This is a genomic window from Pseudomonas sp. LBUM1658 (genome assembly GCF_059716055.1).
Genome location: NZ_CP166798.1, coordinates 4,040,964 through 4,064,201, shown reverse-complemented (window position 1 = coordinate 4,064,201; position 23,238 = coordinate 4,040,964). Strand labels below are relative to the sequence as shown.

Sequence of the window (23,238 nt, the reverse complement as noted above, 5' to 3'; positions counted from 1 at the left end):
AAAAATTCAGAAGTCGGCAGAGAACTATTGCGTTGTGCATGAACTCAGTTGCCTACCTTGAAGGTGTATTGACCTTCGCTTTTGTGGGTGTCTACCGAGAGGGCATGCCATTTGACCTGGTACTGGCCAGCGGCAAGCGGCTTGCCCGGTGTGACGATAAGGATTTTCTTGTCGCTTGGATCGGTCGCAATACTTTTGACCGGGACTGCTGCGCCATCGGTTGTGATGTCGACCTTGGTGAATTTTTCTTCGACCCCCTCCGAGAACATCAGTCGCAGCTCTTTGGGCGCCGTGACAGTGCTATCGGCGGCCGGTGTTGAGCTGGTCAGGTTTGCGTGAGCGAAAACGGACGTGGCAGCGGCCATGCAGGCAAGCAAAGCGGCGGTCGTCAGGATTTTTTTTTGCGAGATGTGCAGACATTGGTCGGTTCCTTTAGTGGATAGAGGCACGACTAAACCAGCATAGATCTAATTTTGGTGACGGGTCTTATGTAGTTTTGTTGATCTGGCATCAGAAACGCAGGGCAATGCCTATGGACAGCTCATGACCACCGCTAAGTTGTAGGGCTCGCGCAGGGCCAGGCAGTAAAGTGGAACTGTCACGAATGTCCACTTCTGACCGATTTGCCTGTCGCGACCGGTGGAAAACGACCCAAACCGGTCATTCGTGACGGGCAGAAAACGGCCAAAATCTTCCCGTCACAACAGACCGGAAATGGCCCAAAGCTCTCATCGTAAATCCACAAAAGGAGGGCATGGTTTTCGCTGTTTTCAGCGTCGCGCAGACAGCTGTTGCGGCGCCAAAAATGCATCGTGGAAATAGTTACGAAACGCCTGCATCGCCGGGCTGAATTCGCGCTCGCGATGCCACGCCAGTCCGACACTCATCGGCGTCACCTTGTCGGTGACTGTCAGGGTTTCGATGCGTTTTCCTTCCAGTGACCAGGGGCGGTGCACCAAGTCCGAGAGGATTGCCACGCCGCTGCCATTGGCGACCATGCTGCGCACCGCTTCGACTGAACTGGTGCGCACCCGCACGTTTGGCTGCTGTCGCGCGTGTTCCCAGTAGCGCATGGCACTTTGTTCGGCTTCGTCGACGGTCAGCAGAATGTAAGGTTCCTTCGCAACGTCGGCGAGGCTGACTGCCGAACGCTCGCACAGGGGATGGCGGCTGGGCAGCCATAACCGGCGCTCGGAGTTGAAGAGAATCTCCGAGACGATGTCCGGGTGGGTGAGGTTCGCGGTGAGCACCACTGCCATGTCGAATCGACCTTCCAGCAGACCCTGCTCGATGGCCGTCCGTTCTTGTTCGTGGACTTCGATGGCCACGTCCGGATGCCAGTGTTCAAGCCGTTGCAGGTGGTGCGGCAGGAAGTAACCGATAACCGTGTAGCTCGCCGCCAAGCGCAATACACCACTGGCGCGGATGTCCGGCAACGGGCTGTTCAACGCGTCATCGACGCTGCGCAAAATCACGTAGGCCCGATTCAAAAAGTGCCGCCCGGCGTCGGTCAGGCTCATGCCCTGGGCCGAGCGCTGGAACAACAGCGTGCCGAGGATGCTTTCCAGTTCCTTGATCGCCGTGGTCACCGCCGACTGGGAAATATTCAAATGAATCGCGGCTTGAGAGATTTGCCCGATCTCGGCGGTGGCGACGAAATAACGGACTTGGCGCAGGGTCAGGGACATGAGCACTCCGGGTGACGAGGTATCTGTTTTTCAGAAGATACCCAATCTGATAATAGATCTTCCCAAGGGGTTAACAGGAATCTAACTTGGCCTGCATGAAGTCACAAGCGTCGGGAGCAAGCGTCATGCAGGCAGTAGATTTCAACTCGGACATGGGCGAAGGCTTCGGCCCATGGACCATCGGCGATGGCGTCGACAATGAACTGATGGGCTTCATCAGCTCGGCCAATATCGCCACCGGTTTTCATGCCGGCGACCCCAGCACCATGCGCCGCACGGTCGAGCAGGCCAAGCGCCTGGGCGTGGCCATCGGCGCGCATCCGGGGTTTCGCGATCTGGTCGGTTTCGGCCGCCGGCACATCAACGCGCCGGCCCAGGAACTGGTCGACGACATGCTGTACCAGTTGGGCGCCCTGCGTGAACTCGCTCGGGTTCAAGGCGTGGCGCTGCAACACATCAAGCCCCACGGCGCGCTCTACATGCACCTGGCCCGAGACGAGGAAGCCGCCCGTTTGCTGGTGGAAAACCTGCAACGCTTGGAGCCTGAGTTGCTGCTGTATTGCATGCCCGATTCAGTGATCTGGCGCGTCGCCAAGGAGCTTGGCCAACCGGTCATCCGCGAGTTCTACGCCGACCGCGAATACGACCTCACGGGCTCCATCGTCTTCACCCGCAACGTCCGTGCCTACGATCCGGCCCAGGTGGCCGCGCGGGTGCTGCGTGCCTGTCAGGAAGGCGTGGTGCGCACGGTCGAGGGTGAAGACCTGGCGATTGAATTCGATTCCATCTGTTTGCACAGCGACACGCCGGGCGCCCTGACGTTGGTCGAAGCCACGCGCAGTGCGCTCGACAACGCCGGAATCAAGGTTCGCGCACCGCGCTAAATCAGGACGAAACACCTGGCACACAGACGCCAGGGTTTGAACACCGATTCATTTTTGCCTGCCTTTCTACAACTATTCCAAGAGGAACAGACATGGCCGAACACACTGTAATCACCCCGTTGCCCGGGACCTTCTACCGCAAAGCCACGCCCGAATCGGCGAACTTCGTCGAGGTGGGCGCGCAGGTCAGTGCCGACACGGTGATTGGCCTGATCGAGGTCATGAAGCAGTTTTCCGAACTGACCGCCGGGACGGCCGGTCGCCTCAGCGCATTCCTGGTAGAAGACGGCGATCCGGTGGAACCGGGTCAGGTCGTCGCAACACTCGACGACGAGTGAGGGCGCGATAATGACTCAAGGCATTCGTAAATTATTGATCGCCAATCGTGGCGAGATCGGGGTGCGGATTATCCGCGCTGCCAAAGCGCTGGGGATTCCCACCGTTGCGGCGTGCAGCGAGGCAGACGTCGATTCCCAGGCCGCGCGCATGGCCGATGAAGTCCACGTTCTCGGCCCGGCCCGTGCCGACAAAAGTTACCTGAACGTCGAGGCCTTGCTCGGCGCCTTGAAAGCCACGGGCGCCAACGCAGTGCATCCCGGTTACGGCTTTCTGTCGGAGAACGCCGATTTCGCCGAAGCAGTGGTGGCTGCCGGCGCCATTTTCGTCGGCCCGAGCGCGGAGACGATCCGGCGCATGGGCGATAAAGCCGAGGCGCGGCGCACGGCGCAAGCCGCTGGCGTGCCGGCGGTGCCGGGTTCGCCGGGTGAACTGTTCGACGTTGAATCGGCGCTCAAGGCTGCCGAATCCGTTGGCTTCCCGCTGTTGATCAAAGCTTCGGCCGGTGGCGGCGGGCGCGGTATTCGGCTGGCGGAAAACGCCGAGCAACTGAGCGAAGAATTCCCCCGTTCCCAGCGCGAAGCCCAGGCGGCGTTTGGCAATGGCGCGGTGTACCTGGAGCGGTTTATCAGCCGGGCCCGGCATATTGAAGTGCAGGTGCTGGGCGACGGTCAGCACGCCGTGCATTTGTTTGAGCGCGAGTGTTCGCTGCAACGGCGCCGGCAGAAAATCTTCGAAGAAGCGCCGTCGCCAGTCCTCAGCCAGCAGCAACGGGAAACGCTGTGCGCCAGCGCCGTGCGCCTGACCGAATCCCTGGGCTACAAGGGCGCCGGCACCCTGGAATACCTGTATGACGATGCTACCGGTGAGTTCTTCTTTATCGAGATGAACACGCGGATTCAGGTGGAGCACCCGGTCAGCGAACTGATCACGGGCATCGACCTGGTCCAGGCCATGTTGCGCATCGCTGGCGGCGAGCCGCTGGGCTTCAAGCAAAGCGACATCCGACTCAACGGCGCCGCCCTGCAAATGCGCCTGAACGCTGAAGACCCGGCGCGGGATTTCTTCCCGAGTCCAGGCCTGGTCGAGGAACTGATCTGGCCGAACGGCGAGGGCATTCGCGTCGATACGCATCTGTATCAAGGCTACCGCGTGCCGCCGTACTATGACTCGCTGCTGGCCAAACTGATTGTTCACGGTGCGGATCGCGCCGAAGCCCTGGCCCGAGCGCGAATGGCGGTGGCGCACACCACACTCACCGGCATGGCCAACACCTTGGCGTTGCACGGTGAATTGCTGGAACAACCGTGGCTGCACAGCGCCGACTTTCACACCGGCACCCTGGAAACCTGGCTGGCCGAGCGCCGCAGCGGAGGTGAAGCATGAGTACTCCCATCCGCTACAGCTTTGGCGCCGATGAGCATTTGTTTGCCGAAGTCAGCGACAGCATGTCCCTGGACGCGTTCTTCAAAGGCCTGGCCGTCACCCGCGCCGTGGAACGGCTGGCGCTGGATGGCGTGCTCGATATCTGCCTGGCTAACGCGTCATTCCAGATTCGTTTCGACCCGGATCGCATCGCCCCTCACACCCTGCTCGAAGCGGTAAAAATCGCCGAGGCCGGGGCCGTCGCCGAGCGCACGTTGCACACGCGGATCATCGAGATTCCGGTGCTCTACAACGACCCCTGGACCCACGAAACCCTGATGCGTTTTCGCGACCGCCATCAAGACCCGAGCGCCACGGACCTGGAATACGCCGCACGAATCAACGGTCTGGCCGACGTCGATGCATTCATCGCGGCCCACAGTGGCGCGCCGTGGTTTGTCTCGATGGTCGGCTTCGTTGCCGGGTTGCCATTCATGTTCCAGATGGTCGAGCGCGAGCGTCAGTTGCAGGTGCCCAAGTACCTGCGCCCGCGCACCGACACACCGAAATTGACCCTTGGTCACGGCGGTTGCTTTGGTTGCATTTACTCAGTGCGCGGCGCCGGCGGTTATCAGATGTTTGGCGTCACGCCCGCGCCGATCTACGACCCGCAACAGAACCTCGCGTACCTGAAAGAACACATGGTGTTTTTCCGTCCAGGCGACATCGTGCAGTTCAAACCGATGGACCGTGAAGCCTACGACCACGCGGTGGCCGAAGTGGAAGCCGGTTGCTTTGATCTGCGGATTCGGCCGGTGGAGTTTTCGCTGGACGCGTTCCTCGCCGATCCCGTTGGCTATCCCAAGTCGTTGCAGGAGGTGTTGGCATGATCAAGGTCCTCAAACCCGGCCTCGCCACTTCGGTACAAGACCTGGGCCGCGAAGGGTATTACCACTTGGGCATTCCGCCGTCCGGCGCGCTTGATCAATACGCCTTGAGCGCGGCCAATCAATTGGTCGGCAACCCGGCAGGTTTGGCGGCGCTGGAATGCACGCTGCTCGGGCCTGAGTTGGAGTTTCAGCAGGATGCATTGGTGGCGGTCAGCGGCGCGCACATGACGCCACGGGTCGATGGCGTGGAAATGCACCACGACACCGCGTTCACTGTGAAGGCCGGGCAAGTGCTGCGCTTTGACTTTCCCAAGGCTGGTGCCCGCGCTTATGTGGCGGTGGCCGGCGGCATTGATGTGCCGGTGGTGCTCGGCAGTCGCTCCACCTATGCGCTGGGCGCGCTCGGCGGTTTTCAGGGGCGACGCCTGATTGCAGGCGACGAATTGCCGGTGGGCATCGCCAGTGGCAAGAGCCGCGCCGGGGCCAGTTTGCCCATGGCGTTACGGCAATCATTGGGTGGCGAAATCACCCTGCGGGTGGTGCCCGGTTTGTACTACCACCGCTTGACCGAATCGGCGGCGAAGAGCTTTTTCGCCGAGCCGTGGACGGTCGGTTCGGAAGCCGACCGCATCGGCTATCGCTTCAAGGGCGGCAGCGCGCTGAGCTTTCAGCCCCGGGAGCAGCCGTTCGGCGCCGGCTCCGATCCGTCGAACATCGTCGACAGTTGCTACCCGATCGGCTCGATCCAGGTGCCCGCCGGGCTCGAACCCATCGTGCTGCACCGTGATGCGGTGTCCGGTGGCGGCTACGCGATGATTGGCACGGTGATCAGCGCCGACCTCGATTTGATCGGCCAGATGCAACCCAACCAGAAGGCCCGCTTTGTCGCGGTAACCCTCGAAGAGGCGCTGGAAGCGCGACGTTCCTATAAGAAAAAACTCAGCTGCCTGAGCAAGCTGTTCCCTTCCTGATTCTGCCCGCCGTCTAGCGCGGGCCATGCCAAACGGTACGCCAACGCCGCACTTCGGTGCGGTGACGGCTGCCCGCGCTTCAACCTTTGACTGGTTTTGGAGTTCACGCATATGGCTGCTTTATCGCAATCGAGTCAAACCGGGCAAGACCCGGCGCATCATCCTGTTCCCACCGAAGCGCGCATGGGTCGACTGTCCCTGACCATGGCCTGGTGGGCGGTGTGCAGTGCTATGTTTTACATCGTGGTGGGTGCTTCATTGGCGTTGTCGTTCGGTGCGCGCAATGCGCTGATCGGCATGGTCCTGTCGGTGATCAGTTATGGACTGGTCAACAGCGTGCTCAGCCGCTTTGCGATTCGCAGCGGTTTGTCGGTGGCGTTGTTTTCACGGCTGTTGTTCGGCAGCACCGGGGCGTGCCTGGCGACGTTGATTTTCTTCTCGACCGCGATCTATTACGCGGTGTTCGAAGGTTCGGTGATCGCCGTCGCGCTCAATCACCTGTACCCGGAACTGGTCTATCCGCTGGCGGCATTGGCGGTGGTGCTCTACAGCGTGCCGATGATCCTGGGCAGCGTGCAGCACTGGCTGGACAAGCTCAACGGCGTGTTGCTGCCGGTGTACCTCGGTGGTTTGCTGGTGGCGGTGGGGCTATCGATCAGCCGTTATGGCTACCAGCCGCAATGGCTGGATTTCGGCCCGGCAACGCCTAGTGCATTCGGCTGGTGGGATTGTTTTGTCGCCTACATGGGCGTCTGGGTGTTGATGCTGTTCACCTTCGACTATGCGCGTTTCGGCAAGCCTGAAGACGCCGAGTACCACGGTCGCTGGAACTTCGGCATGCCGTTCTACGCGGTGACGTTTCTGCTCAACGGCGCGGCGGGCATTTACCTGGTCAGCAGCATTCCCCACGAAGGCGCGCTGAACGAAGTCTCGGTGGTGATGGCGATTTTGCAGTTGATGGGCCTGTGGGGATTGCTGTTTGTCTGGGCCACGCAAACCCGGATCAACACCGCCAACTATTACTTGGCGACCCTGAACATGCAGGCGTTCTTTGGTCGATTTGGCCTTCGCGGTTCGTACCTGATGTGGGCAGTGGCGGTGGGGGTGATCGTCTACGGCTTGATGCTCGCGGACGTGTTTGCCTACATCCTCAAGGCGTTGGCCTATCAGGGGATTTTCGTGGTGGCCTGGGTGGGTGTGGCGTTGGCGCAGATTGTCTACGGACGCAGTGACGTGGCAGCGCTCGAACGGGTGGTCGCGTTTAACCCGGTGGGCTTGACGGCCTGGTTTGGCGCCACCGCATTGGGTCTTGCGTTGATGTTTTCCGGCGGCGGCCTGAGCAGCTTTTCCGCGCCATCTACCGTGATAGTTGCATTTGCCTTGCAAGCAGGCTTATCCCATCGAAGCCGGTTGCGGTTACGGTTGGCAGAGTAGAGTTTTGCAGTCACTCATCCCGTACCCGCCTGCTCTAACAAGGTAGAGCGGGCAATGGGAAGCTCATTACGAATTCGCTGATGGGTTTCCAGTGACTGCTTCTGGCCGATTCTGTTGAAAAAGTCGGATTTTCAGCTCGCCTGAACTCAGGCACGATCACCGCCAGAGAGCCTACTCACCACATTGAGTGGTTTCTCAGCTCTTCGTTGACCTTTGCTGCTCGGTATTGGGTTAGTTTGAGGTTTTTTGCTTAGTGCAGGCGCACCTATCCCGTGACCGGTGGCCCTTGAGATGTAAATTTGGCCAGCCGTCGCAGGTTCTGCACCGTGGCGGCCAGCGTGAACTCATCGGTCGCGCCACTCATGCCCCGTAGTCGCAAGCGATCCAATTTCAGGATGCGCTTGAGGTGGGCAAACAACATTTCGACCTTTTTACGTTCGTGGCGAGAGCGCTGATACGCCGGCGTTGCTGCAATGCGCCGAGCCACATCACGAGCGGCTTCATGGACGCTGCGAGCGATCTTGCGAAACGCAGTGTTCGGGCAGCACTTGGCTTTCATCGGACACGCTACGCAGTCGGTCTGCCTGGATCGGAAGATGATGGTATTGGCTTTGGTGACGTGCGAACGCTCGTTCTTGAAGGCTCGCCATTCGCTGCGCAATGGGTTGCCGGCCGGGCAGCGGTATTCCTCAGCCTCTTCATTCCAGTGGAAATCGTTGCTCGAGAAACTGTCGTTCTTGCGCTCGGTTTTGTCCCACACCGGCACATGCGGCTCGATGTCTTTTTCCTCCACCATCCAGGCCAGCATCGGCGCGGTACCATAAGCGGTATCGCCGATGAGGCGCTCCGGTTTGATGTCGAACTGCGCTTCGACGCGATCGATCATCGTCTTGGTGCTCTCGACCTCGGCCGTGCGATGAGCCGGTGTTGGCTCCACATCCATGATCACGCCGTGCTTGGTATCGATCAGATAATTCGTGGAGTAAGCGAAGAATGCTGGGCCGCCTGGAGCAGCTGTCCAGCGGGCCTGAGGATCAGTCAGTGATAAACGCTTCGGCAGCGTTTCGGCCAAAGCCTCTTCATCAAGTGCTGCAAGGTATTCACGTACAGCGCGGGTACTCAGGGACGGATCGCTCCAGTTGACCTGTTCATCACCCGGTACGCCGCGCTGCCGACTCGCATCCGCTTTGATGATGCTGGCGTCCACGGCAAATCCTTCGCCTTTGACCAGGCCTGCGTCCATGCAGCGACGCAGCACTTCATTGAACAACCAGCGAAACAGATCACTGTCCCGAAAACGGCCGTGTCGATTTTTGGAAAACGTCGAGTGATTGGGTACTTCATCTTCAAGGCTCAACCGGCAAAACCAGCGATATGCCAGGTTCAAATGGGCCTCTTCGCACAACCGCCGCTCTGAGCGAATGCCATAGCAATAGCCCACGATCAGCATGCGGATCATCAGTTCAGGATCAATCGACGGACGCCCAATCGGGCTGTAGAAATCGGCGAGGTAATGGCGCAGATCGCTCAGATCGAGACATTGATCAATGCTGCGCAGAAGGTGATTGGCTGGGATGTGATCTTCAAGGTTGAACGAATAAAACAGTCGCTCCTGCCCACTCGATAACTGTCCCATCATGCTGTGTGATCCCCCGCCGGCCAATGAAGCGATTTTGCCGCAGGCCAGACAGGGGAGCTACTTTTTCAACAGAATCGGCCGAAAGTCGCCTGTCAGACACACATCTGTGCCGAGCTGCTTGCAAATTAGGTGGTGCGTGGAGGCGAAGAATCAGGATTGGGAGATGCATTGCGCTTCGGCTTCAGGACTATCGCGCCATCAATCACCTCGATTGTCAGCTCGTCACCAAGGACTAAGCCCAAGCTCGAGAGTAGTTCTGGTGGCAAGTCGACGATCACGTCGCCACTTCCATCTGCCGTGTCTTGGCACCTGGCTGTCCAGCTTTGGGTTTCGTTCATGATCCGACTCATGATGCATCATTGGAGATGCCTCATTGTGCCCGCGATCTGTTACGACGGTTGGATGAACTCATTAATCGCTTCTGGCCGATTGCAGTCCGTAACACTCACTCTGGCGACATGAGGACGGCTAAGGTTAGCTTCATGAATTCCTCATTCTTGTCGATCGTATCGAGGGCACCACGCACATTATCGGCAACGTCGCCTGCTCCTCGTTGCTCAACCCAGTTAGATAGTTCGAGGATGGCCGCTTCAAGGGCGAGCTGATTTTCGTTGATCTTGAACAGCAGTGAAGGGAGTGTGCTGCCGGACTTGGTCGATTTCCGGGTGGATATCTGGATCGCCATGCACCATGACCTGCGGCGAGTACGACGCATCGCGCTGGTGTTCGATGCATTGGCGCTATCACTGTCGCGCTTTCTAGCGGATGTCTGATTAAAGATAAATGTGTAGTTCTATCGGAGGATGACTATCCGTTTCATGAGACCAGCACAAAATCTCATGAACGAAAGGAAGGGCATACAGCTGAAAAAATTGTCTAAAGAGTCACAATAATTCAGCTTTGTTTCGGAGTAGATCGATAAAAAGTTTTAGCTCCCGACTGATGTGCTCGCCCTTGCGCAGTAGCAATCCGAACGGCGCCAGTTGCACGTCCAGCGCCACCGGCAATGCCACCACCAGGCCCATTTTCAGGTAGTCGCGCAACGCGGTTTCCGACAGCACCATGATCGCGTCGGTCAGCTGAATCAGTTGCTGCATGGAATACACCGAGCTGCATTCAATGATGTCGGCCGGCAGCGGCAAGGCCAGGCGTTGCAAGGCCTGATCGAGGCCAATCCGTGCCGGGCTGGTTTCCGGTTGCAGGATCCACGGCCAGCCACTGACCAGTTCCGACAGTTCGAGCGTTTCGCGCCGGGCCAGGGGGTGACCGGCGTGAACCACCACCAACAGGCGTTCGTTGCCCAATTGCTCGAACGCGTAATGCTCGCTGTCGGTGGCGGCATTGCGCCGGGCGATGGCGAGGTCGATGCGGCCCTGCTCCAGCAACTGGATCACCTGGTCGCTGGTGTCGCCCATGATGCGAATGCGCAGTTGCGGGTTGAGCGCTTTGATTTCGGCAATCGAATCCATGACCAGATCAGGCGCGGCGCCCATGATGGTGCCGATGGAGAGATAGCCATACCCGCCCTGCTGCCGCGCGATCAAGTCTTCGGCGCAGCGATCGAGGCCGCTGATGGCGGACTCGGCAAAACGGATCAGCTCCTGGCCCAGCGCCGTCGGCCGCATGCCACGCGGCAGGCGCTCGAACAGGTCGCAGCCGAACATGTCTTCGATCTCATGCAACATGCGGGTGGCGGCCGGTTGCGACATGTTCAGGCTTTGCGAGGCGCGGTGCAGGTTCTGGCTGGTGCTCAGCGCCACCAGCATGTGCAAATGCTTGTAGCGCAGGCGATTGAGCAGGCTGCGGGAGAGGATCGGCGTGGTCATGGCGGGCCTTTTTTATCGATACCCTGAAGGTATCAGTTGTTAGCTAGATTCGATTTGTAACGCATCGATCAGCGGCCGTACAGTCCTTCCCATAAGAACAAATGTCCTAACAAAGGAACACTGCGATGAAGACTCTACCCGCGCCCCTGCTCGCCAAGATTTCCTGGCGACTGCTGCCCTTCCTGCTGCTGATGTACATCATGGCCTTTCTCGACCGCGCCAACGTCGGGTTCGCCAAGCAAGCCTTCCAAGCTGACACCAACATCAGCGACGCCGCGTTCGCCTTCGGCGCCGGGGTGTTCTTCGTCGGTTACGCGCTGCTCGAAGTCCCGAGCAATCTGATCCTGCACCGCGTCGGCGCCCGTCTGTGGATGTGCCGGATCATGGTCACCTGGGGCCTGGTCTCCGCCGCCATGGTCTTCGCCCACAACGAAACCACTTTCTACGTCCTGCGCTTTTTGCTGGGCGTGGCCGAAGCCGGTTTCTTCCCCGGGGTCATCCTCTACCTCACCTACTGGTTCCCCAGCGCCGCTCGCGGCAAAGCCATGGGCTTCTTTTACTTCGGCGCGCCGCTGGCGTTCATTTTCGGCAGCCCATTGTCCGGCCTACTGCTGGAAATGGATGGCTTTGCCGGTTTCCACGGCTGGCAGTGGCTGTTTGCGGTGGAAGGCTTGATGGCGACGGTGGTGGGCGTCTGGGCCTATTGGTACCTGGACAATCGCCCGGCCGACGCAAAGTGGCTGACCGTTGAAGAACGCCAGCAAGTGCAAGGCATCATCGATCAAGAAGACAGCCACAAACAGAATCACGGCCGCAGCCTGCTCAACGTTATCTGCCAGCCTTCGGTGCTGTACTTGTGCCTGATCTATCTGCTGATCCAGGCCAGCGTCTATGGCGTGGTGTTCTATCTGCCGACTCAGGTGGGCGGGTTGCTGGGCACCAAGGTCGGGCTGATGGTCGGGCTGGTCACGGCGATCCCGTGGATCTGCGCGCTGGTGGCTGCTTATTTGATTCCCGGCTACAGCGACCGCACTGGCGAACGTCGCCGCACCGCATGCCTGACCTTGCTGATGGCCGCGGCCGGGATCGCCTGCTCGGTGACCTTCAGCAGTCCGTTCCTCGGCATCGTCGCCCTGTGCTTCGCCGCGTCCGGCTTCATTGCCGTGCAACCGGTGTTCTGGACCTTCCCTTCCAGCTACCTGGCCGGCAGCGCTGCGGCGGCCGGGATTGCCCTGATCAATTCGTTCGGCGCCCTCGGCGGCTTTATCGCTCCGGTGCTGAAAAACTGGGCCGAAGGCGCCTTCCATTCCCCGGCCGCCGGTTTGTACGTGCTCGCCGCGACCACTGTCATTGCCGCGTTTCTGGTCCTGGGCATCCGCTCGCCCGTCCAGAAGTCTTCAAACAAACCGGCCACCGTTTAACCTGAGGAGTCACACCATGGGCATTCCAACCATCAAACACGTCCGCGCTTTCACGTTGCGCGGCGGCGGCGCGGATTATCACGATCAGGCGGACGGCCACTGGATCGACGATCACATTGCCACGCCAATGAGCAAATACCCCGAATACCGCCAGAGCCGCCGCACCTTCGGCATCAACGTGCTCGGCACGCTGGTGGTGGAGATCGAAGCCAGCGACGGCACCGTCGGTTTTGCCGTGACCACCGGTGGCGAGCCTGCCGCGTACATCGTCGAGAAACACCTGGCGCGCTTCCTTGAAGGCGCACGGGTGACCGACATCGAGAAAATCTGGGATCAGATGTACCAATCGACCCTGTATTACGGGCGCAAAGGGATCGTCATCAACACGATCTCCGGCGTTGACCTGGCGCTCTGGGACTTGCTCGGCAAGATCCGCAAAGAGCCGGTGCATCAACTGCTCGGCGGTGCGGTGCGCGACGAGTTGCAGTTCTACGCCACCGGCGCCCGTCCGGACCTGGCGCAGAAAATGGGTTTCATCGGCGGCAAGATGCCGTTGCACCACGGCCCCGCCGAAGGTGAAGAAGGCCTGCGCAAAAACCTCGAAGAACTGGCGACCATGCGCGGACGGGTCGGCCCGGACTTCTGGCTGATGCTCGATTGCTGGATGAGCCTGGACCTCAATTACGCGACCAAACTGGCGGTCGGCGCCCACGAATATGGGTTGAAGTGGATCGAAGAAGCGCTTCCGCCGGACGATTACTGGGGCTACGCCACCCTGCGCAACAACGTGCCCAAAGGCATGCTGGTGACCACCGGCGAACACGAAGCGACCCGTTGGGGTTTCCGCATGCTGCTGGAGATGGGCTGCTGCGACATCATCCAGCCGGATGTCGGCTGGTGCGGCGGGATCACCGAACTGGTGAAGATTTCCGCCTTGGCCGACGCCCACAACGCGCTGGTCATTCCCCACGGGTCTTCGGTGTACAGCTATCACTTCGTCGCCACCCGACATAACAGCCCGTTCGCCGAGTTCCTGATGATGTCGCCCAAAGCCGACGAAGTGGTGCCGATGTTCCATCCGCAATTGCTCGGCGAACCCGTACCGGTGAACGGCCGCATGCGCCTGTCGGCCCTCGACCAGCCAGGCTTCGGCGTGACCCTTAACCCGGAATGCCAACTGCATCGGCCGTACAACCGCTGAGAAAGGACCCCGTCATGAACATGCCGAAAAACGCTTTCAAAGCGGCGCTGAACAACAGCGCCACCCAATACGGAATCTGGGCCGGATTCGCCACCGGCTACGCCGCCGAGATCGTCGCCACCACCGGTTACGACTGGATGCTGATCGACGGTGAACATGCACCGAACACCGTGCCCGGCGTGTTGGCACAATTGCAGGCTGTCGCCCCCTACGCCACCGCGCCGGTGGTGCGTGCGGTGACGGGTGACGCCAACCTGATCAAGCAACTGCTGGATATCGGCGCGCAGACGCTGATGATCCCGATGGTCGAAACCGCCGAACAAGCCGCCGCGCTGGTGCGCGCCATGCGTTACCCGCCGCACGGCATTCGCGGCGTCGGCGGCGGCCTGACCCGCGCCACTCGCTGGGACAGTGTGCCGGATTACCTGACCACCGCCCATGAGCAGTTGTGCCTGATCGTGCAGGTGGAATCGCGGATTGGCGTGGAAAACGTCGAGGCGATTGCCGCCGTCGAAGGCGTGGATGCGGTGTTTATCGGCCCGGCGGATTTGTCCATCGGCCTCGGCCATGCCGGCAACCCTGGTCATCCCGAGGTTCAGCAAAGCATTCAGCACGCGGTGAAAGCCACGCTCGCGGCCGGCAAGGCTTGCGGCATCCTCGCACCGAACGAAGAAGACACGCGGCGCTATCAGAGTTGGGGCTGTCAGTTCATTGCGGTGGCCATCGATATCAGCCTGTTGCGTCAGAGCGCCACGGCCACCCTCGCGCGCTATCGGACACCGGCCACCGCTCAAACGCCGTCGCGCACCTACTGATTCTGGAGTCGTCTCATGTCGTCCACGCCTGTTTACGAAAACTTCATCAACGGCCAGTTTGTGGCCAGCGCTGCCCACCTCGATGTGATCAACCCGGCCACCGGCGCCGCGCTGTCGAAGGTCCCGGCTTCGACGGCCGAAGACGTCGATCACGCCCTCGCCGCCGCTCGCGCCGCGCAGAAGGACTGGTCGCGCAAACCGGCGATCGAACGCGCTGGGCACCTGCGCCGGATCGCCGCCAAGCTGCGGGAAAACGTCGCCCACCTGGCGCGCACCATTACGATGGAGCAAGGCAAGGTCAGCGGCCTGGCGGAAGTCGAAGTCAATTTCACCGCTGACTACCTCGACTACATGGCCGAGTGGGCCCGACGCATCGAGGGCGAGATCATCACCAGTGATCGCCAGAACGAAAACATCTTCCTGTTCCGCAAACCGCTGGGCGTGGTGGCCGGGATTCTGCCGTGGAATTTTCCGTTCTTCCTGATCGCCCGCAAGATGGCGCCAGCACTGCTGACCGGCAACACCATCGTGATCAAGCCCAGCGAAGAAACCCCGAACAACTGCTTCGAATTCGCCCGGCTGGTGGCCGAAACCGATCTGCCGGCCGGGGTGTTCAACGTGGTCTGTGGCGATGGCCGAGTCGGTGCGGCACTGAGTGCGCACAAAGGCGTGGACATGATCAGCTTCACCGGCAGCGTCGACACCGGCTCGCGGATCATGGCCGCTGCGGCGCCGAACATCACCAAGCTCAATCTGGAACTGGGTGGCAAGGCGCCGGCCATCGTGCTGGCAGATGCGGACCTGGAGCTGGCGGTGAAAGCCATCCGCGACTCGCGCATCATCAACAGCGGTCAGGTGTGCAATTGCGCCGAGCGGGTGTACGTGGAGCGCAAGGTCGCCGACCAGTTTATCGAGCGCATCGCCGCGGCCATGAGCGCGACCCGTTACGGCGACCCGATCGCTCAACCGGATGTGGAAATGGGCCCGTTGATCAACCGTCAGGGGCTGGACAGCGTCAACCGTAAAGTCCGCACGGCGTTGAGCCAGGGCGCGAGTCTGATCAGTGGCGGGCACATCGCTGATCTGCCCAATGGCTTCCACTTCCAGCCGACCGTGCTGGCCGGGTGTCGCGCGGAGATGGAGATCATGCGCGAAGAGATTTTCGGCCCGGTGCTGCCGATCCAGATCGTCGATGACCTCGACGAAGCCATTGCCCTGGCCAACGACTGCGACTATGGCCTGACCTCGTCGATCTACACCCGCGACCTGAGCAAAACCATGCAGGCGATGCGCGAGCTGGATTTCGGTGAGACCTACGTCAATCGGGAGAACTTCGAAGCCATGCAAGGCTTCCATGCCGGCGTGCGTAAATCCGGCATCGGCGGCGCGGACGGCAAGCATGGGCTGTATGAATACACCCATACCCATGCTGTGTACCTACAAAGCTAAAAGCCTGGGGCAGTACCTGCACCCGTGTGTGGGTATCCTCCCAAACTCCGAAACGCGAGCGGTCGTAGTTCTTCTGACCGCTGGCGTCATTGGTGGCGGCCGCGATGGCTCGACGACTTTTATCAGCAGTAATCCATCCGGATTCACTTTGGATGGACAAACCAAGCGGCAGGAAGACACATTAAATTCAAAGCCGTCAATAATCGCGACCGCAACTTCACTCAGGGCAAGGTGAAGGCACGCAAGCAGCAGATCGAGCAGGGCATTGTTCGATATCTGGCGGCGATGGATTCGGCGGATAGGGCAACGCCCGAAGTGGCCCAGGCCAAAACAGAGCGGCTTAAGCTCAGTTGGTCCGTGTCGCCGCACCTCAACCGATGACGCTGGCAGTGTCGCGGCAGGGATGGGCCATTCCCGGCTCAAAAAGAATTTTAATGTCAGTGATAATTGGCTTATTTTTCAATGGCTCTACCTTACGTATCACAAGGTCCTTTTTGATAATTAAATATTCCGTGCTACTCAGCTTGTTGATTTTTTCGTCAGTTGATAAGAAGTATGTTTTTTGGGAGGTTATAACTGTCTGCTCACCACGGCCTCTCGGTTCTTTTATTTCTTTAGTCTTTTCAATAACGATATACGTCTCTTTTGATTTGCAGGTGGCTTTGAAACGGTTGGTCTCGATAGCAGCTGTCATTTTTGTCTTCGTATTTTGGATGGGCTTGAGTGATGTCTCATTGACATTACAGGCGCCGCATTTGCCGTATGCATACTGCAATCCCCAGCATCTATTCAGATTCCTCACATCATTAGGTGCTCCAGTTCCTATTGGGTTTGCGTTGTCGGCAGACCTCTCCTCACTGACTCCCCCTTTTTAGGGAGAACTCCGGATGGTTAAGCAAAGGGCACCTTCGACATGAGGCTCTGCGCTGAAGTCGAGCATGGAAATGAAGCTGTCCATCAGCGGTGATTCGTTGTGGGTATTCCAGCTCATGTACAGCCCGATGGCGGGGTTGGGCGACTCTTTCACCGGGAAGATTCTGCGAAACAGGACCTTGTCGCGCATGATCGAGTTGGCGATGGATTCGGGCACCAGGGCCACGCCGAAGCCGCAGGCCACCAGGCCAATCAAGGTGTGGATCTGCGCGGCTTCCTGTACCACCTTCGGGTAAAAACCGGCGGCTTCGCACAAGGCAATGAGCTGGCTGTGATAACCGGTGCCCAGGGCTTCGGGTGTGAACACGAAGTCTTCGCCGGCGAAATCCCGCAGGTCGATTTTCCCGGCCTGTGCTTTTGGATGATGGGTGGGGAGTGCCATGACGATTTCTTCGTCGAGTAACAAGCGCGATTCGATGTTGTCCGCCGAAATGGGCAGTTTGCGCATGAAGGCGATATCTGCGTCTCCAGACAGAATCGCCTTGGCCTGGCTGGAAGATGGCATTTCCTTGATGATCAGCTGGACCTTGGGAAAGGTTTCGCGAAACTGCCTGAGGGTGTTGAGCAACGATTCGTAGTAAGCAATGGACACCGCAGTGACCGTGAGTTTGCCGGCGATGCCTTCGGACACTTGGCGGGCGTGTTCCACCCCCAGTTCCAGTTCCTTGAGTGTGCTGTAGGCCGCGTCCAGAAAGGCACTGCCGGCGGGTGTCAGTTTTACCCCGCGCTTATTACGCGTGAACAGACTGAAACCCAATTTGTCTTCCAGGCGATTGATGGCCTGACTCAGAGGCGGCTGGGCCATGTGCAGGCGAATCGCGGCTTTGTGAAAATGCAATTCTTCAGCCACGGCGATGAACTGCCTGAGCAGTCGGGTTTCGATCATTCTTCCGTTCCTTCATTTGAATTGATCAGTACTGCGAGGTGGGTCTGGCGTCATCCCTCCGGGAACATCGGTGAGCACAAGATGCTGTCATTGTCGTCCCGGGTAGAAACCGTGCAGGCCCGCATACGAGACTCGACCCCCGGGGTTAAGTTCACGAGTGGGGGTTTCCGGGCTTGCTCCAGACATTGATTTGATATGAGCCAGGTATCAACTTCGCCCCTCATTAGTATTAAACAAGCCAGTTGTTCATTGTTAAGGTGAGGTGGCAATCAAGAGGGGAAAGCAATGAACTTTACAGGAAAGACTGCGATTGTAACCGGCGCTGGTCGAGGTCTGGGTTTCATCTACGCACGGGAATTGGCAAGGCTGGGCGCCAATGTCGTAATCAGTGATATCGGTGCGGACAATATCGGCGATGGTGCGGATACATCCATTGCCCTCGATGCCGCCCGGACGCTTCAGTCCGAGGGTTACAGCGTTATCGGCCACCACGGTGACCTGGCTGGCGAGCACGGTTGTCGGCAACTGATCGAGACGGCCATCGAGGCATTCGGGCAACTCGATATCGTGATTCACAACGCCGGTTGGGTCGGTTATCAATCGATTGAAGAGGCCGAGTTGTCATTTGTCGAGCGCGCGGTGGATATCAATATCCATACGCCCATCTGGCTGTGCAAGCATGCCTGGAAACACCTCAGGCAATCTGCGGCTGCGCGCGTGGTGCTGACCTCTTCGGATCGGGCGATGTATCAACAATATGCTCAGCCAGGCCTGGTGGCTTATGCGGCCGGCAAGATGGCGCAACTGGGCATCATGAACGCGCTGAGCATGGAAGGCGCGACCGATGGCATCCTGGTCAATGCGGTATCGCCCGTCGCCAAAACCAGAATGTGGGGCGTGACCGGGGAACCGGACAATCTGAAGCCTGAGTGGGTGGCGCCCGGTGTGATTTTCCTGGCTTCGGAACTGTGTCAGGACACCGGCTACATTCTGCGAGCCAGCAATGGCCAATTCACTGCTACACGGTTTGCCGAGAACAAGGGCGTCGACTATCCCGTCGACCTGGCGCGGGTCAGGGCATCCAGCGCCGAGCAAATTGCTCAATTGTGGGACCACATCAAGGAGTGTTGATATGCCTGCTCAGGAAGAGCTGCGTCTTTTTTCACCGTGTCAGTCTGATCTGGGCGAAAGCCCGGTTTGGGACGAAACCTGCAACGCGCTGTTGTTCGTGGACATTTCAGGAGGACAGATCAACGTCCTGGACGAACAGGCCAACCTTGCGCGGCTTTACGAGTCGCCATCACGGATTGGTGCGTTGGCATTGACCAATGCCGGTAACCTGATTTTTACCCAGAATGCCTGCGTCGCCATTCTCAATCGCACCAGCCTGCGCGTGAGCCATAAATCGAAACTGGCCATTACGCTCTCGTCCTTTCGTTTCAATGACGGTGCTTGCGACCCCCAGGGGCGCTTTATCACCGGATTGATGGACGAAGCCCACAGCAAAAATACCGGCAAACTGTATCGATATGATGCCGGGCTGAACGCCTCGGTGATGCTGGACCATATTTGCCTGCCCAATGGCCTGGTGTGGTCGATCGACGGCAGCGAACTGTTTTTTGTCGATTCGGTAGCGCGCACTATTTATCGCGCCCGCTATCCGGCCGCTGGCAAATACCTGGAGCAGGTATCGGTGTTTGCCCATACACCGCCGGACCTCGGCCGCCCGGATGGGTTGGCGATGGACGCGGAAGGGGGCATCTGGGTGTGCCAGTTCAATGGCGGCTGTCTGCTCAGGTACGATCGTCACGGCGAACTGACCCAGACCCTTGAGATGCCGGTCCCGCGTCCCACCAGTTGCTGCTTCGGCGGGGCGGACATGCGCACGCTATTCATCACCAGCGCCAAATTCGGTATGTCGCCTGCCGAGCAAGCGGACCTCCCCGAATCCGGAAATATCTACTGTATCCGACAGCCGATCCCCGGCGTTCCCCGGCATCGGTTCAAGGAGCTTTGAGGCCTTTAAGACTCAGGGCCCTGAGTGGGCGGTCTGGACCAGGAAATATGCGGTCAGCTTCATGATTTCTACTGAATCGCGCCCACCATCGCGCAGTATTCCGAGGAGCTTTGATCTTTGATGGCCACCGCCCCTCCAAAGTCGAGCTGTCGCCAGTCTTGGCTTTGGGGCGAAAGCTGCCGAGGTGAGGAGGAGTCCATCCCATTGCTTTTGGCCGAAAGCAGCCAGACAGCGTGCCCACCGTCTGTTCCCGCACGCGGCACCCGTTTACCTGGTCTGTCGAGGATCATTCCGGAGTCATCAACACTGCAAGCGTCAGCTTGATGAACTCCTCGTTCTTGTCGATGGTGCCCAGGGCGCCGCACACGTTGTCGGCGATATCGGCTGAGCCGGGCGCCTCAACCCGGTTCGACAGCTCCATGATGGCGGCTTCAATGGCGAACTGGTTCTTGTTGGTGGGATAGCCAGCCGCCTATGTCGATAACCTCAATCGGAAAGTTGCTTCGTTCTCCAGCGCATCAAATCGACTTTGCAGGAACTTAAAATATCTCCAGAGCCCGAGCCCCCCATCACGGAGTCACCTTCCCATTGACACTGTGCATCCTTGAACTTCTCGAAAGCCTTCTGAGAGGCGAGCAGCGAGGTAAGGGCTTTGGCCGTCGCACTCGAATCGATTTCCTTTGTCTGAGCTTCCAATTTTTTGTAGGCGATATTCATTTGTGACGTGACTTCGCGAGTCTTACCCTCAAGGCAAGGCTGCAACGCTGTCCGGGGCTGATCGCCAATGGTGTTGTAGCATTCGTTCAATGCTCCAGCATGAGCATCGCTGGTCACTGCAATTTTTGCTGCGGTGGTAGTAGGCGTAACTGCCGTATTGATCGCGCCATTTGTGATTGGATTCACATCAGGTTCCGCGGGTGCTTGAGCGAATGCAGTACCCATGGCAAATGAAGTCGCTACAGCGACCACAGAAATGAGTTTTCTCATTTTTATCTGTCCTTTGGAAGGCGTTTTTCGAGGGAAATAAACAACTTTGGATGCTAGGGCGATTGTGTACTACGTACGCAGGACTATGCTTGGTGAGGTCTAATAGCGCTCACAGTCCAAGACCTGTTTGACTGCATCCTGGGCAAGCTGTTCAATGCCGCTAAGAATGTGGTTGGTGCTGATCTCTGTGTCGTCTCATACCCTGTTAAAAGACGGTGAGATAAGCCTATGCCTTCGAAGCTGAATGTCTGCTTCTGGGCCGATTTCTGCCTGTCGCGACCGGCTTAAAACGACCCAAAGCGGACAGTTATGCAGGGCATCTATCGGTATGCGTCCAGGCAAGGCGTATCGTTTGATCCGCTCTGCCTCTCCCGGATAATCCTCAAAAAACGGAATATCTACATGGATGTTCGAATGGCGCTTGAAATCGAGACCGACCCCATAAGCTCATCGATAAATGGGGCCTTCTGTACCAGGTATTCACCTATGCCGCCGGTGTTGCTTGCTTCCAGTTCAAGTTTCAAGTCTTGATACCGCTGGCGAATCACAGGGTCGCCCCTGAGCAGATCACGAAAGCGGAGCATTCTTTCGATTTGACCGTGGCCGGTGATACAAACGTGGGCCTTATGTGTTCGCACACCATCAACATCGCGACGATAAAAATGGTGTCCTGGCGACAGATCGCTTCCCCGTGCGTACCCTAGTCCACGCATGACATTGTCTCGGGAGGATTCGTTTCGATGCTCCGCAACCTCGACTAGGAGGTCGATCTCTGGCTTGGCTGCGAGCTCGGGCACGCCGGTGCTTCCGACATGATGGATGGCAACAAGCTCAGTGCCAAACGCCTTCGCGATCCGCTCTTTGGCGCTAAGGAATAGCGCGGGCCATCTACTGTCATAGGGGGAAATCTTGCTAGTTAGCGCCATGGTGCTTCTTCCTAGTATCCGCAGGCTTGGCAATATGGAAACTCTAAGACTGTGCGTGCGCGCTCCACACGCTGCCAATCAGCATCCATGCGAGGCCGGGATGTTAGCGCTTCCAATGCGGAGCAGCTACTGGAGTTGGGAGACCAGGGACTTGGCCGCTTATGGCCGATTGCTGCACATCGCGAAAGGCAGCAATCGATCCAAATTCGCCGGTGGACCGCTGCTACCTGTTGAGCCGTGTGCGCCCTCAGATCAGCCAACGAAACCAGGGGCGGCTCATCTACCTAAAAGCATGGCCACTAGAGATTTGCATCATCACCCGCAGCTCCCCCAATAACCCCGTGGCCAGATTCGCCGTAGGCGGCTAGGGAAACTCTGAAAAAGACTTCCATCTCTGGTGAAATACCCATCTCACACGAATCGAACGGTTGAGCCCCGATGAAACAGATGTCCTTCGCCGATGCCGAGTATGCCGGTAAACGTAAGCAGACCCGCCGCGAGCGCTTCCTGATCGAGATGGATCAAGTCGTGCCCTGGAAGGGTTTGATTGCCTTGATCGAACCGCATTATCCGAAGGGTGAAGGTGGTCGTCCGGCGTATCCGTTGCTGGCCATGTTGCGGGTTCATCTGATGCAGAACTGGTTCGGCTACAGCGATCCGGCGATGGAAGAATCGCTGTATGAAACGACGATCCTGCGCCAGTTTGCAGGGCTGCATCTGGATCGAATTCCTGACGAAACCACGATTCTCAACTTCCGCCGCTTGCTGGAGAAACATGAGCTGGCGGGTGGGATTTTGCAGGTTATCAACGGTTATCTGGGTGACCGTGGATTGATGTTGCGTCACGGAACGATCGTGGATGCGACGATCATTCATGCACCCAGCTCAACCAAGAATAAAGACAAGAAACGCGACCCCGAGATGCATCAGACCAAGAAAGGAAATCAGTACTATTTTGGAATGAAATCCCACATTGGCGTTGATGCGGATTCGGGCTTGGTTCATAGCGTTGTCGGTACTCCCGCCAACGTGGCGGACGTGACACAAGTGGATCAATTGCTTCACGGAGAAGAAGTTCACGTCTGTGGCGATGCCGGTTACACCGGGGTGCAGAAACGCCCAGAACATCAGGATCGCAAGATGATTTGGTCGATTTCTGCCCGGCCCAGTTCGTACAAAGAGCATGGCAAAGACACGGTGATCGGTAGCGTGCTACGCGGGATTGAGTATGCGAAAGCGCAAGTCAGAGCCAAGGTTGAGCATCCGTTTCGAGTGATCAAGCGCCAGTTTGGCTATACGAAAGTGCGCTTTCGTGGTCTGGCGAAAAACATCGCTCAGCAGACGACGTTGTTCGCCTTGTCGAACCTGTGGATGGTGCGAAAACGATTGTTGAATGCAGGAGAGGTGCGCCTGTAATGCGGGCTAATCGCCCTGAAACAGCGCGATTAGAGGAAAAATCATGAATTAAAGAGTGGAAAGGTCCGATTTTCGACCGAATCAGCGTTTTTTGAACCTCTCACAGAGAGGGCATCAAAAATCGGTGGGTACTTCAGACCTTCCCTAGGGCGTG

24 protein-coding genes and 1 pseudogene are annotated in these 23,238 nt (G+C 58.5%); 14 read left to right on the top strand and 11 right to left on the bottom strand.

The window, feature by feature from the left end:
* Positions 1-44: 44 nt before the first annotated feature.
* Positions 45-365 carry a copper homeostasis periplasmic binding protein CopC gene (gene copC / locus ACA064_RS18525; RefSeq protein WP_497674277.1) on the bottom strand — a complete coding sequence of 107 codons (321 nt, stop codon included), beginning with the start codon at positions 363-365 and terminating at the stop codon, positions 45-47.
* 405 nt (positions 366-770) lie between these two features.
* Positions 771-1,688, bottom strand: a complete 918-nt coding sequence (locus ACA064_RS18520) for a LysR family transcriptional regulator (protein ID WP_054598044.1) — start codon at positions 1,686-1,688, stop codon at positions 771-773.
* A gap of 125 nt (positions 1,689-1,813) precedes the next feature.
* Between ACA064_RS18520 and ACA064_RS18515 the strand changes: the two genes are divergently transcribed.
* The 6 genes from ACA064_RS18515 (at position 1,814) to ACA064_RS18490 (ending at position 7,568) form a co-directional block, all read left to right on the top strand.
* Positions 1,814-2,572, top strand: coding sequence for a 5-oxoprolinase subunit PxpA (locus ACA064_RS18515; protein ID WP_497669426.1), 759 nt, complete (start codon positions 1,814-1,816; stop codon positions 2,570-2,572).
* A 92-nt stretch (positions 2,573-2,664) separates the two neighbouring features.
* Positions 2,665-2,910: an acetyl-CoA carboxylase gene (locus ACA064_RS18510; RefSeq protein ID WP_095079351.1), complete on the top strand. Its 246-nt coding sequence runs from the start codon at positions 2,665-2,667 to the stop codon at positions 2,908-2,910.
* A gap of 10 nt (positions 2,911-2,920) precedes the next feature.
* Positions 2,921-4,294 (top strand): acetyl-CoA carboxylase biotin carboxylase subunit, encoded by a 1,374-nt coding sequence (locus ACA064_RS18505; protein ID WP_497669425.1) that lies wholly within the window; start codon positions 2,921-2,923, stop codon positions 4,292-4,294.
* Complete coding sequence (locus ACA064_RS18500; RefSeq protein ID WP_201188123.1) at positions 4,291-5,163, top strand: 5-oxoprolinase subunit B family protein; 873 nt, start codon at positions 4,291-4,293, stop codon at positions 5,161-5,163. The genes ACA064_RS18505 and ACA064_RS18500 overlap by 4 nt, the downstream gene beginning before the upstream one ends.
* Positions 5,160-6,134 carry a 5-oxoprolinase subunit C family protein gene (locus tag ACA064_RS18495; protein ID WP_103315990.1) on the top strand — a complete coding sequence of 325 codons (975 nt, stop codon included), beginning with the start codon at positions 5,160-5,162 and terminating at the stop codon, positions 6,132-6,134. Before ACA064_RS18500 ends, ACA064_RS18495 begins: the two co-directional genes overlap by 4 nt.
* A 111-nt stretch (positions 6,135-6,245) precedes the next feature.
* On the top strand, positions 6,246-7,568 hold the full coding sequence (locus ACA064_RS18490; RefSeq protein WP_095079357.1) for a purine-cytosine permease family protein: 1,323 nt from the start codon (positions 6,246-6,248) through the stop codon (positions 7,566-7,568).
* Positions 7,569-7,833: 265 nt separating this feature from the next.
* On the opposite strand, the gene ACA064_RS18485 is transcribed toward ACA064_RS18490, so the two are convergent.
* The 4 genes from ACA064_RS18485 to ACA064_RS18470 form a co-directional block, all read right to left on the bottom strand.
* Positions 7,834-9,207, bottom strand: coding sequence for a transposase (locus ACA064_RS18485; protein WP_497669424.1), 1,374 nt, complete (start codon positions 9,205-9,207; stop codon positions 7,834-7,836).
* 125 nt (positions 9,208-9,332) lie between these two features.
* Entirely contained in the window at positions 9,333-9,545 is a 213-nt protein-coding gene (locus ACA064_RS18480) for an AbrB/MazE/SpoVT family DNA-binding domain-containing protein (protein ID WP_497669423.1), read from the bottom strand.
* Between the two features lie 107 nt (positions 9,546-9,652).
* The gene (locus ACA064_RS18475; RefSeq protein WP_497669422.1) at positions 9,653-9,892 is read right to left on the bottom strand and encodes a hypothetical protein; all 240 of its coding nucleotides are present in this window, start codon (positions 9,890-9,892) and stop codon (positions 9,653-9,655) included.
* A 199-nt stretch (positions 9,893-10,091) separates the two neighbouring features.
* Positions 10,092-11,033: a LysR family transcriptional regulator gene (locus ACA064_RS18470; RefSeq protein ID WP_497669421.1), complete on the bottom strand. Its 942-nt coding sequence runs from the start codon at positions 11,031-11,033 to the stop codon at positions 10,092-10,094.
* A 125-nt stretch (positions 11,034-11,158) separates the two neighbouring features.
* On the opposite strand from ACA064_RS18470, the gene ACA064_RS18465 reads away from it, so the two are divergent.
* From ACA064_RS18465 to ACA064_RS18445, 5 genes and pseudogenes are all read left to right on the top strand, one after another.
* On the top strand, positions 11,159-12,454 hold the full coding sequence (locus ACA064_RS18465; protein WP_497669420.1) for an MFS transporter: 1,296 nt from the start codon (positions 11,159-11,161) through the stop codon (positions 12,452-12,454).
* A 16-nt stretch (positions 12,455-12,470) separates the two neighbouring features.
* Positions 12,471-13,655, top strand: a complete 1,185-nt coding sequence (rhmD, locus tag ACA064_RS18460; protein ID WP_497669419.1) for an L-rhamnonate dehydratase — start codon at positions 12,471-12,473, stop codon at positions 13,653-13,655.
* A 14-nt stretch (positions 13,656-13,669) separates the two neighbouring features.
* Entirely contained in the window at positions 13,670-14,470 is an 801-nt protein-coding gene (locus ACA064_RS18455; protein ID WP_497669418.1) for an aldolase/citrate lyase family protein, read from the top strand.
* A gap of 15 nt (positions 14,471-14,485) precedes the next feature.
* Positions 14,486-15,919, top strand: coding sequence for an aldehyde dehydrogenase (aldA, locus tag ACA064_RS18450; protein WP_497669417.1), 1,434 nt, complete (start codon positions 14,486-14,488; stop codon positions 15,917-15,919).
* A 183-nt stretch (positions 15,920-16,102) separates the two neighbouring features.
* A pseudogene (locus ACA064_RS18445) lies at positions 16,103-16,261 on the top strand (IS5/IS1182 family transposase); the annotation flags it as partial.
* 28 nt (positions 16,262-16,289) lie between these two features.
* Here ACA064_RS18445 and ACA064_RS18440 read toward each other — a convergent pair.
* A complete protein-coding gene (locus ACA064_RS18440; protein ID WP_497669416.1) occupies positions 16,290-16,613 on the bottom strand; it encodes a hypothetical protein in 324 nt (107 codons plus the stop codon).
* Positions 16,614-16,790: 177 nt separating this feature from the next.
* On the bottom strand, positions 16,791-17,738 hold the full coding sequence (locus ACA064_RS18435) for a LysR family transcriptional regulator (protein ID WP_497669415.1): 948 nt from the start codon (positions 17,736-17,738) through the stop codon (positions 16,791-16,793).
* A gap of 285 nt (positions 17,739-18,023) precedes the next feature.
* Between ACA064_RS18435 and ACA064_RS18430 the strand changes: the two genes are divergently transcribed.
* Both ACA064_RS18430 and ACA064_RS18425 read left to right on the top strand, forming a co-directional pair.
* Entirely contained in the window at positions 18,024-18,869 is an 846-nt protein-coding gene (locus ACA064_RS18430; protein ID WP_497669414.1) for an SDR family NAD(P)-dependent oxidoreductase, read from the top strand.
* A 1-nt stretch (position 18,870) separates the two neighbouring features.
* On the top strand, positions 18,871-19,755 hold the full coding sequence (locus ACA064_RS18425; protein WP_497669413.1) for an SMP-30/gluconolactonase/LRE family protein: 885 nt from the start codon (positions 18,871-18,873) through the stop codon (positions 19,753-19,755).
* Positions 19,756-20,041: 286 nt separating this feature from the next.
* On the opposite strand, the gene ACA064_RS18420 is transcribed toward ACA064_RS18425, so the two are convergent.
* From ACA064_RS18420 to ACA064_RS18410, 3 genes are all read right to left on the bottom strand, one after another.
* Entirely contained in the window at positions 20,042-20,176 is a 135-nt protein-coding gene (locus ACA064_RS18420; RefSeq protein ID WP_497669412.1) for a hypothetical protein, read from the bottom strand.
* Positions 20,177-20,241: 65 nt separating this feature from the next.
* Complete coding sequence (umoC, locus tag ACA064_RS18415) at positions 20,242-20,742, bottom strand: UmoC family flagellar biogenesis regulator (protein WP_497669411.1); 501 nt, start codon at positions 20,740-20,742, stop codon at positions 20,242-20,244.
* A gap of 398 nt (positions 20,743-21,140) precedes the next feature.
* Positions 21,141-21,668: a GrpB family protein gene (locus ACA064_RS18410; RefSeq protein WP_497669410.1), complete on the bottom strand. Its 528-nt coding sequence runs from the start codon at positions 21,666-21,668 to the stop codon at positions 21,141-21,143.
* 438 nt (positions 21,669-22,106) lie between these two features.
* On the opposite strand from ACA064_RS18410, the gene ACA064_RS18405 reads away from it, so the two are divergent.
* A complete protein-coding gene (locus tag ACA064_RS18405) occupies positions 22,107-23,084 on the top strand; it encodes an IS5 family transposase (RefSeq protein WP_497669155.1) in 978 nt (325 codons plus the stop codon).
* Positions 23,085-23,238 lie beyond the last annotated feature (154 nt).

Bases quoted from the DNA above. Each gene is read 5' to 3' on its own strand.
- ACA064_RS18495 (WP_103315990.1), top strand. From the start codon at position 5,160: ATGATCAAGGTCCTCAAACCCGGCCTCGCCACTTCGGTACAAGACCTG.
- rhmD (WP_497669419.1), top strand. From the start codon at position 12,471: ATGGGCATTCCAACCATCAAACACGTCCGCGCTTTCACGTTGCGCGGC.
- ACA064_RS18520 (WP_054598044.1), bottom strand. From the start codon at position 1,688: ATGTCCCTGACCCTGCGCCAAGTCCGTTATTTCGTCGCCACCGCCGAG.
- ACA064_RS18435 (WP_497669415.1), bottom strand. From the start codon at position 17,738: ATGATCGAAACCCGACTGCTCAGGCAGTTCATCGCCGTGGCTGAAGAA.
- ACA064_RS18515 (WP_497669426.1), top strand. From the start codon at position 1,814: ATGCAGGCAGTAGATTTCAACTCGGACATGGGCGAAGGCTTCGGCCCA.
- umoC (WP_497669411.1), bottom strand. From the start codon at position 20,742: ATGAGAAAACTCATTTCTGTGGTCGCTGTAGCGACTTCATTTGCCATG.
- ACA064_RS18425 (WP_497669413.1), top strand. From the start codon at position 18,871: ATGCCTGCTCAGGAAGAGCTGCGTCTTTTTTCACCGTGTCAGTCTGAT.
- ACA064_RS18430 (WP_497669414.1), top strand. From the start codon at position 18,024: ATGAACTTTACAGGAAAGACTGCGATTGTAACCGGCGCTGGTCGAGGT.
- ACA064_RS18505 (WP_497669425.1), top strand. From the start codon at position 2,921: ATGACTCAAGGCATTCGTAAATTATTGATCGCCAATCGTGGCGAGATC.
- ACA064_RS18440 (WP_497669416.1), bottom strand. From the start codon at position 16,613: ATGACAGCTGCTATCGAGACCAACCGTTTCAAAGCCACCTGCAAATCA.
- ACA064_RS18455 (WP_497669418.1), top strand. From the start codon at position 13,670: ATGAACATGCCGAAAAACGCTTTCAAAGCGGCGCTGAACAACAGCGCC.
- ACA064_RS18485 (WP_497669424.1), bottom strand. From the start codon at position 9,207: ATGATGGGACAGTTATCGAGTGGGCAGGAGCGACTGTTTTATTCGTTC.
- ACA064_RS18470 (WP_497669421.1), bottom strand. From the start codon at position 11,033: ATGACCACGCCGATCCTCTCCCGCAGCCTGCTCAATCGCCTGCGCTAC.
- ACA064_RS18510 (WP_095079351.1), top strand. From the start codon at position 2,665: ATGGCCGAACACACTGTAATCACCCCGTTGCCCGGGACCTTCTACCGC.
- ACA064_RS18405 (WP_497669155.1), top strand. From the start codon at position 22,107: ATGAAACAGATGTCCTTCGCCGATGCCGAGTATGCCGGTAAACGTAAG.
- ACA064_RS18410 (WP_497669410.1), bottom strand. From the start codon at position 21,668: ATGGCGCTAACTAGCAAGATTTCCCCCTATGACAGTAGATGGCCCGCG.
- ACA064_RS18480 (WP_497669423.1), bottom strand. From the start codon at position 9,545: ATGAACGAAACCCAAAGCTGGACAGCCAGGTGCCAAGACACGGCAGAT.
- ACA064_RS18475 (WP_497669422.1), bottom strand. From the start codon at position 9,892: ATGGCGATCCAGATATCCACCCGGAAATCGACCAAGTCCGGCAGCACA.
- ACA064_RS18420 (WP_497669412.1), bottom strand. From the start codon at position 20,176: ATGGAGCTGTCGAACCGGGTTGAGGCGCCCGGCTCAGCCGATATCGCC.
- ACA064_RS18465 (WP_497669420.1), top strand. From the start codon at position 11,159: ATGAAGACTCTACCCGCGCCCCTGCTCGCCAAGATTTCCTGGCGACTG.
- copC (WP_497674277.1), bottom strand. From the start codon at position 365: ATGGCCGCTGCCACGTCCGTTTTCGCTCACGCAAACCTGACCAGCTCA.
- ACA064_RS18490 (WP_095079357.1), top strand. From the start codon at position 6,246: ATGGCTGCTTTATCGCAATCGAGTCAAACCGGGCAAGACCCGGCGCAT.
- aldA (WP_497669417.1), top strand. From the start codon at position 14,486: ATGTCGTCCACGCCTGTTTACGAAAACTTCATCAACGGCCAGTTTGTG.
- ACA064_RS18500 (WP_201188123.1), top strand. From the start codon at position 4,291: ATGAGTACTCCCATCCGCTACAGCTTTGGCGCCGATGAGCATTTGTTT.